The following is a 6,296-nucleotide window of genomic DNA, read 5'->3' on the forward strand; positions in this document are numbered from 1 at the left end:
TGATAATATAAAAGTAGGCCAGGGGAGATGAATTTGATGATCGAAAAGAGAGCCACTTGGACGAAAATTGCTATCATTGGGGGGTGCGAAGAGCACCAATTCTAATGATAGCGAGGGAGCAATGGTCACAGTGGACGAACGCGAGATCATCCGACGAGCGTACTACTTGGAACACAAGACGATTCGGCAAATTGCGCGTGAGTTGAAACGCTCACGAACAACGGTCGAAAAGGCGATTGACGAGGCAAAGCCAACAGGATACAAGTTGACAGAGCCTCGGCCAGCGCCGGTATTGGGGGCGTACAAGGCGATGATTGACGAGTTGCTGGAAGGGAACAAGAAACTACCACGCAAACAACGTTACACAGCGCACAAGATGTTCGAGGCGGTGCAAGCGAAAGGGTATAGCGGTGCAGAATCAACCGTGCGCGGTTACATCAGTGCATGGCGGAATGAGCACAAACGACCGGCGACATTCTTGCCGCTAGAGTTCGATGCGGGCCGGGATGCCCAGGTTGACTGGGGCGAAGCGGATGTGATGATGAACGGAGAGCAGATCACCGTTCAGGTGTTCACGATGCGCTTGAACTACTCCCGCCGAACCTTCGTTCGGGCCTATCCTCGGCAAAACCAGGAATCATTCCTGGAGGCTCATGTGCAAGCGTTCCACTTCTTTGGTGGAGTTCCGCAGCGATTGAGCTATGATAACCTCAAGACGGCCGTCTTGCGTATCTTGCAGGGTCACAAGCGCGAAGAGCAACGCGCGTTCACGGTCTTTCGCAGTCACTATCTGTTCGAGAGTCACTTCTGTACGCCCGGCGAAGGGCATGAGAAGGGAGGGGTCGAACACGCCGTAGGATATGGGCGCCGCAATTTCATGGTGCCACTGCCCAAGGTCACCTCCTTCGAGGAACTGAACAATCACTTATTAGCAGCGTGTCAAGCCGAAGATAAACGCCGGATCAAAGGACAACCTCACACCATTGGCGAGGCGTGGAAGCAGGAATGCTCCGCTCTGCGCCCCTTGCCCACCTGCGATGTGGCATGTTGCGTCACCGTGCCGGTGGTGCTGACCCCGTACAGCCAGGTTGCTTTCCAGACCAACCGCTACTCAGTTCCCGTTGATGACAGCTATCGCAACCTGATTGTAAGGGCCTACCCATTTCACATGGAGGTCTTGCACCTGGATAAAGTCATTGCCAACCATGCCCGCTGCTATGCACGCGAACAGGATATTTACGATCCGCTGCACTATTTGACTCTCCTGGAACAACGACCCGGCGCCTTCGAACATGCCAAACCTTTGCGTCAGTGGCGTTCCCGGTGGCCAGCGGTCTACGAGAAGTTCTTAGCCAAACTGAAAGAACGATTGTCGGATGGTCAGGAAATTCGCGAGTTTGTTAAGGTGCTCAAATTACACCGAGATTATCCCGAGACCCTTATCGAACAAGCGATGCATGCGGCCCTTCAACTCGGTTGTATCCATGCGGACGGCGTCACGCTCTGCTTGCACCGTTTGGCCCATCCTGATACCCCTGTCCCGACCGTTGATTTGACCAGCCAACCCCACTTGCAGCAGATTCATACGCAACAAGTTGATCTGGGTCGCTACAATCAATTGTTACAGGGAGGTCAATGATGCAATCAACCATGCTGCTGGATACCTACCTCAAACAGCTCCAACTCAGTACTTTCCGGCGCAACTATCACAAATTCGCCGAGGATGCGGCCAGCGCCAACCTCAACTATGAACGCTATCTCTTGGCCTTGACCGAGCAAGAGATAGCTCAACGCGAACGCAATCGCCAAATGCGCCTCATCAAAGAAGCCCGTCTTCCAGTCATCAAGGAACTGGCAGACTTTGATTTCACGATGCTACCCCAGTTCAACAAGGCGCAACTCCTCGAACTTAGCAAGGGCAACTATATCCGTAAAGCCGAACCTATTCTCATGGTTGGCAATCCAGGCTTAGGAAAAACCCATGTGGCCATTGCCTTGTCTCTGCTGGCCTGTCGCCAGGGTCACAAAGTCCGTTTCTTCAATGCCGCCGGCCTGGTCAATGAACTGATCCAGGCCCAAGACCAACATTCCTTGACCAAGTTCATCAAGACCGCCGCTTGCTTTCAGGTCGTCGTTTTGGATGAACTCGGCTTTATCCCCTTCTCAGCCACCGGCGCACAACTCATCTTTCAGTTCTGCTCCGCCTTGCATGAAAAAGTCGCTCTCATCATCACCACCAACCTCCATTTTGCTGAATGGACGCAGGTCTTTGGTGATGAACGCCTCACGGCCGCCCTCTTGGATCGCCTGACCCATCGCGCCCATATCCTCGAATTCGTCGGCGAATCCTATCGCTTCCGTCAGCGCCTCCAAGTGGTCACTGGCGCTCCCCCGCCCCCTAACCTGACATCTCGCCCCATAAAGGAGGACCCACCACCCACTGAGCATTGACCATAACCGTTGGCTCCGACTCAGGAGTCTGAAAGCAGGGCTGGTCCTGCTCGCCGTCGCCATCGCACGCGCAGTGTAGCACAGCCCGCCAACTCGTCAATGGTCAAGATGAACCGTGGAATTTGACCGGCCCAACTGCAGGGCCGGTCAAATTCCACCGGAATGTGCCAATAGCTTTGAGACAACTCAAGGTCGGAATTTAGTGTGCGGGCTTGAGGTGCTGGCGGCTCCGCGAGACAGGCAGAGCCAGTTGGCGCCGACTGGAGCGGAGCTCGCCGCACCGAACGTCAGGGTTTTTCGCTTTATTGACAGTGTAGCTCCTTGATTGGGAGCGATGCGGGCAGAGCCGCATTCATGCGACTCTGCCCAGCTACACCGTCAACGGGATCGGCGCTCGTGTCGCTCCCCAGCGGCGCACTATCCTCCGTCCCGCTCACAGCAGTGTAGCTTAAGGGCGGCAAAGGCGCAAGTGGGAGAGCGATTGCGTCAGGCGTGACGAGCGACTCGACGCCGCCGCTCGGCCTTCGGCACTACTTCCGGGTCTGGCGTGTTGACTGCATCGCCCCCACGCTGGTCGTCATGACTGGCTTGAACGGTTTTTTCGTCTGACATGTACAATTCTCCCTATCTGAATTGTACACTAAATTCAGCCGCTGAAGTGTCTCACGCTTCATTGGCACAGTGGGTTGACCAACCCATCCCGAGATTCATGACACCCGAAATCTAGGGGTGGCCTATTTTTCGATTGTCAAATGGCCTGGTTTGTCATCATCAAACGGCCCTGTTTTCAATTATCAACCGCTACACCCCAGTAGCACGACTGGCCCTATTTTCGTTCATCATTTGGCCTACTTTTCGTTTGACAGCCGCTGCTGTCACCGCTGCCCAGCGGTGACCGGCGCATCACCTACCTTCTTCCGCTGGCAGCCCAGCGCATACTGCCGCCATGCCGTGTGCAATGGGACCGCAGCGAAACTTTCCCGCGCCAGTCACTCTCAACACCGACAACTTTCAACCTGGACACCGACCGGCCTGGTCGTGCCTGGTTTATCTACTGGCGTGTGCAACTGCTCGATTTTGACAACCAGGTTATTTCACCCGCAGCGATGTCAACCTGGGTGGCAAGCAGATCATACCTTTCATCTCGAAATAGCCGGCAAGGCTAGCCGGCAAAATAACCGATTGAAATGACCGGTTGAGAGGACATGCGCGCACGTGCGGCCCGTTGAAATTGCGGCGCGGCATCACCGCTTCGCCGATTTTTCGCGCCCTCGTGGTAGAATCGACTCGCCTGGCGCCCCACGCAACCCGGCGACCGGTCGCCCAGCGGCGAACCGAGTCAACCTGAAAACAAAGGACGTCCGATGCCACGCTTTTTCCGTCCCTATCCCGTTCGCCTGCCGTTGCCAAGCAAACCGCTGCAGCCTGCGCCCGCCTGTAATCCCCGCGGCACAAGCCTGTGTGGCGAAACCGCTCTTTCCACGGGCGCAGCCTGGCCCCTATTCCTGCTGACAGGCTGCGGCGCTCTGGCCCGGCCGCCACCCCATGGGCGAGGCCCAAGCGAGAACCGCCGGCCACCGCCACCGCCGTGCCGGCGACCAACCACCGCTGCCGCTGCCGACCGACTACGCCGGTTGCCACATGCCCCCGTAATCACCGACTGCACTTTGCCCACGGCCCCGCCCGCTCCCCACCGACACCTCCGTGCCACCCGCAACACCCCGGTGCGACCCACCAACACCCGCAGCGCGTAATCGTTCACCCCACCAACACCCCAGCCCCGCCACCAGTTGCAGACCCCTGCGCGGGCATTGGCGGCGACGGCTGCAAGTTCAAGGGAAGTGCGCACAGCGGCTGGCTTCCCGGGACAACGGCGGCGGTGAGCTAGAGATGCAGCTCGCCTTCGTTCACAGCAGCGTGGATGGCGGTCAGCCGCAGGGTGACTATCGCATCCGCCTGTTCAAAGACGGACAGCCGGTGCCCGGTCGGAGAACGTGTCAGCATCGCCTGACCGCCAACCAGGGATACTTCGGGCAAATACGGCACGATTTGCCATCCCCCGCCGGCCAGCTTCCCGGCGGCAACGTCGGCGGCAGCTACAGCGTAAATGCCGGGACGGCAGCAGGCGCGATGGCGCGATTTTACACCTTTTCCCTGAGCAGCAGCCAGGGCTTCGTAATATGGATCTTGCTGGGATCAAAACTAGGAGGAAGTAGTAGAGCACTGCCTGGCGGCAGTTCTGGTTGTCTAGCAGGTAAAGGGCAGCTCGCAACGCCTGGCTCAGCATACCCATCCAGTCTCCCAGGGGTCAACGCACCAATGTAGTCCAGTCCAGCAGCAGTGCGTTGGGCGGGGCTCACCAATTCATCACAGTGAATGCTGCTGTCGTGCTTCGAAGCGCTAACCCGTCCCAATCCAGCACCTGTGTTGACAAGCCGTCGTGATTCGATAAACAGGCGCGCAAATGACTGTGGAGGGCAGGAGTCAATCAAGACCTGTCTGCTCCCGACCACGAACACGCGCGGCTTCTTGGGAGTCGCCCGGGGATTTGTCCCTCGATACAGGTCACCGCGTTTCATAGAGCAGCCTGGTAAGTCGGCACGTCTTCGGCTTCTCGATTGAGGTTTTCAAGCTAACTGATTGATGATCTCGAGATCACGGGCATTTTGCTCTTACGCGTCTGCGTTGTACCGGGAAACTACGCACCGCCTGTTCGATGAAGTCAGAACGGCTGGTATTGTGCGGACACCAAGCGATCAACAGCACCGCGAAAGTTCTTTCGGCAAGAATACGATTGCCCTGGCCCGACCAGGCATTTGTCATTGTTTGATGAAACATTTACCATTCTCCCATACTTAGGCATTCACGTCAATCACGGACTTTGTACAGGTATTATACCACACTCAGTTCAGGCAGCCATCTCGACAGGACAGAGAGGCATCACGCAGCGCAGAAGCTTGATTGTCTAGCCTGCGGCGCGTTATGCCGAAACGCTGGCAATGTCTCATGATTACACAAGGCGGGAGTGATTTCAACCCGCCCCAGGAGGTACGCCCATGTTACGCCGATTGTTGCTCACGTTGATTACCTCGGGGCGTTCGTGCTGGCGCCGCAGTAACGCGCCGCTGCTGCTGACCCTCCCCATCTACACCGACTCGCTCGCCAGCGGCTGTAGAACTGGCGTTGGGGCACAACCGCCAGCTTCGGCGCGGCCGACCCGGTCAGGCGGCCTGCCCGTTCGAGCCATCTCCGTGCAGTACACCCAACAACTGGGGCGGCCTCAGCCTGCGTCATGAAGCCATTCCCGTCACTGCCTATGACACCCTGCGCTTTGCCATTTCACGGCGGCGGCGTGGGCGGCCAGATCATCCAGGTGCTGTTGCAGACCAGCGACGGGGCGGTGAACAGCCGCCCGTGGCGCTCAACCAGTATCTGCCTGCCCGGCGGTATTGCCGGCCAGCGCCTGGGCCGAAGTCGCCATCCTGGCCGAGTCTTTCCTGGCCGATCCGCGCCCAGCTTTGCGCATCACCTGGCATAATGACAGCAGCGGCGCCAATGCCGCCTTCTACCTGGACGACGTCCGCCTGACCGCGCCCGACCCGGCGCGCCGCCGCAATGACCATTCACGGCGCGCAGGCGTCCGCCGTCTGCCAGCCCGCCCTGCGGCGGCAACGCACGCGTACTGGAATGGCAGCTTTGTCCACGCCGACGCCGATCTCGTCGCCGAAAGTGGCGGCCCAGCGGCATCACCGTGCTGCGCTACCACGGCAGCAGCAGCTCCGACTGAAATTACCGCGCGGGCAGTGGGATCAGGCGCAGCCAACAACGCCTGGGCCATGAACACC

Annotated in this window: 7 protein-coding genes; 4 read left to right on the top strand and 3 right to left on the bottom strand. The window is 58.2% G+C overall.

Annotated features, from left to right (window positions below; translation table 11 throughout):
* Positions 1 to 121 precede the first annotated feature (121 nt).
* Positions 122 to 1,639, top strand: a complete 1,518-nt coding sequence (istA, locus tag IPF85_RS25355; protein WP_343410834.1) for an IS21 family transposase — start codon at positions 122 to 124, stop codon at positions 1,637 to 1,639.
* The gene (gene istB, locus IPF85_RS25360) at positions 1,636 to 2,451 is read left to right on the top strand and encodes an IS21-like element helper ATPase IstB (protein ID WP_343410835.1); all 816 of its coding nucleotides are present in this window, start codon (positions 1,636 to 1,638) and stop codon (positions 2,449 to 2,451) included. The genes istA and istB overlap by 4 nt, the downstream gene beginning before the upstream one ends.
* Before the next feature lie 486 nt (positions 2,452 to 2,937).
* Here istB and IPF85_RS25365 read toward each other — a convergent pair whose 3' ends face one another.
* From IPF85_RS25365 to IPF85_RS25375, 3 genes are all read right to left on the bottom strand, one after another.
* The gene (locus IPF85_RS25365) at positions 2,938 to 3,063 is read right to left on the bottom strand and encodes a hypothetical protein (RefSeq protein WP_343410836.1); all 126 of its coding nucleotides are present in this window, start codon (positions 3,061 to 3,063) and stop codon (positions 2,938 to 2,940) included.
* A gap of 1,272 nt (positions 3,064 to 4,335) precedes the next feature.
* The gene (locus tag IPF85_RS25370; RefSeq protein ID WP_343410837.1) at positions 4,336 to 4,497 is read right to left on the bottom strand and encodes a hypothetical protein; all 162 of its coding nucleotides are present in this window, start codon (positions 4,495 to 4,497) and stop codon (positions 4,336 to 4,338) included.
* Between the two features lie 609 nt (positions 4,498 to 5,106).
* Positions 5,107 to 5,289 carry a hypothetical protein gene (locus IPF85_RS25375; protein ID WP_343410838.1) on the bottom strand — a complete coding sequence of 61 codons (183 nt, stop codon included), beginning with the start codon at positions 5,287 to 5,289 and terminating at the stop codon, positions 5,107 to 5,109.
* A gap of 218 nt (positions 5,290 to 5,507) precedes the next feature.
* Between IPF85_RS25375 and IPF85_RS25380 the strand changes: the two genes are divergently transcribed.
* Together IPF85_RS25380 and IPF85_RS25385 are read left to right on the top strand one after the other, a co-directional pair.
* Positions 5,508 to 5,747 (top strand): hypothetical protein, encoded by a 240-nt coding sequence (locus IPF85_RS25380; protein WP_343410839.1) that lies wholly within the window; start codon positions 5,508 to 5,510, stop codon positions 5,745 to 5,747.
* 153 nt (positions 5,748 to 5,900) lie between these two features.
* On the top strand, positions 5,901 to 6,296 hold a 396-nt coding region (locus tag IPF85_RS25385), incomplete at its 3' end, for a hypothetical protein (protein ID WP_343410840.1).

Source organism: Candidatus Amarolinea dominans (assembly GCF_016704685.1).
Classification (GTDB): Bacteria; Chloroflexota; Anaerolineae; order SSC4; family Amarolineaceae; genus Amarolinea; species Amarolinea dominans.

What these genes read in the sequence shown, in the direction of transcription:
- istA (WP_343410834.1), top strand. Translation starts at nt 122, where the DNA reads ATGGTCACAGTGGACGAACGCGAGATCATCCGACGAGCGTACTACTTG.
- istB (WP_343410835.1), top strand. Translation starts at nt 1,636, where the DNA reads ATGATGCAATCAACCATGCTGCTGGATACCTACCTCAAACAGCTCCAA.
- IPF85_RS25365 (WP_343410836.1), bottom strand. Translation starts at nt 3,063, where the DNA reads ATGTCAGACGAAAAAACCGTTCAAGCCAGTCATGACGACCAGCGTGGG.
- IPF85_RS25375 (WP_343410838.1), bottom strand. Translation starts at nt 5,289, where the DNA reads ATGTTTCATCAAACAATGACAAATGCCTGGTCGGGCCAGGGCAATCGT.
- IPF85_RS25380 (WP_343410839.1), top strand. Translation starts at nt 5,508, where the DNA reads ATGTTACGCCGATTGTTGCTCACGTTGATTACCTCGGGGCGTTCGTGC.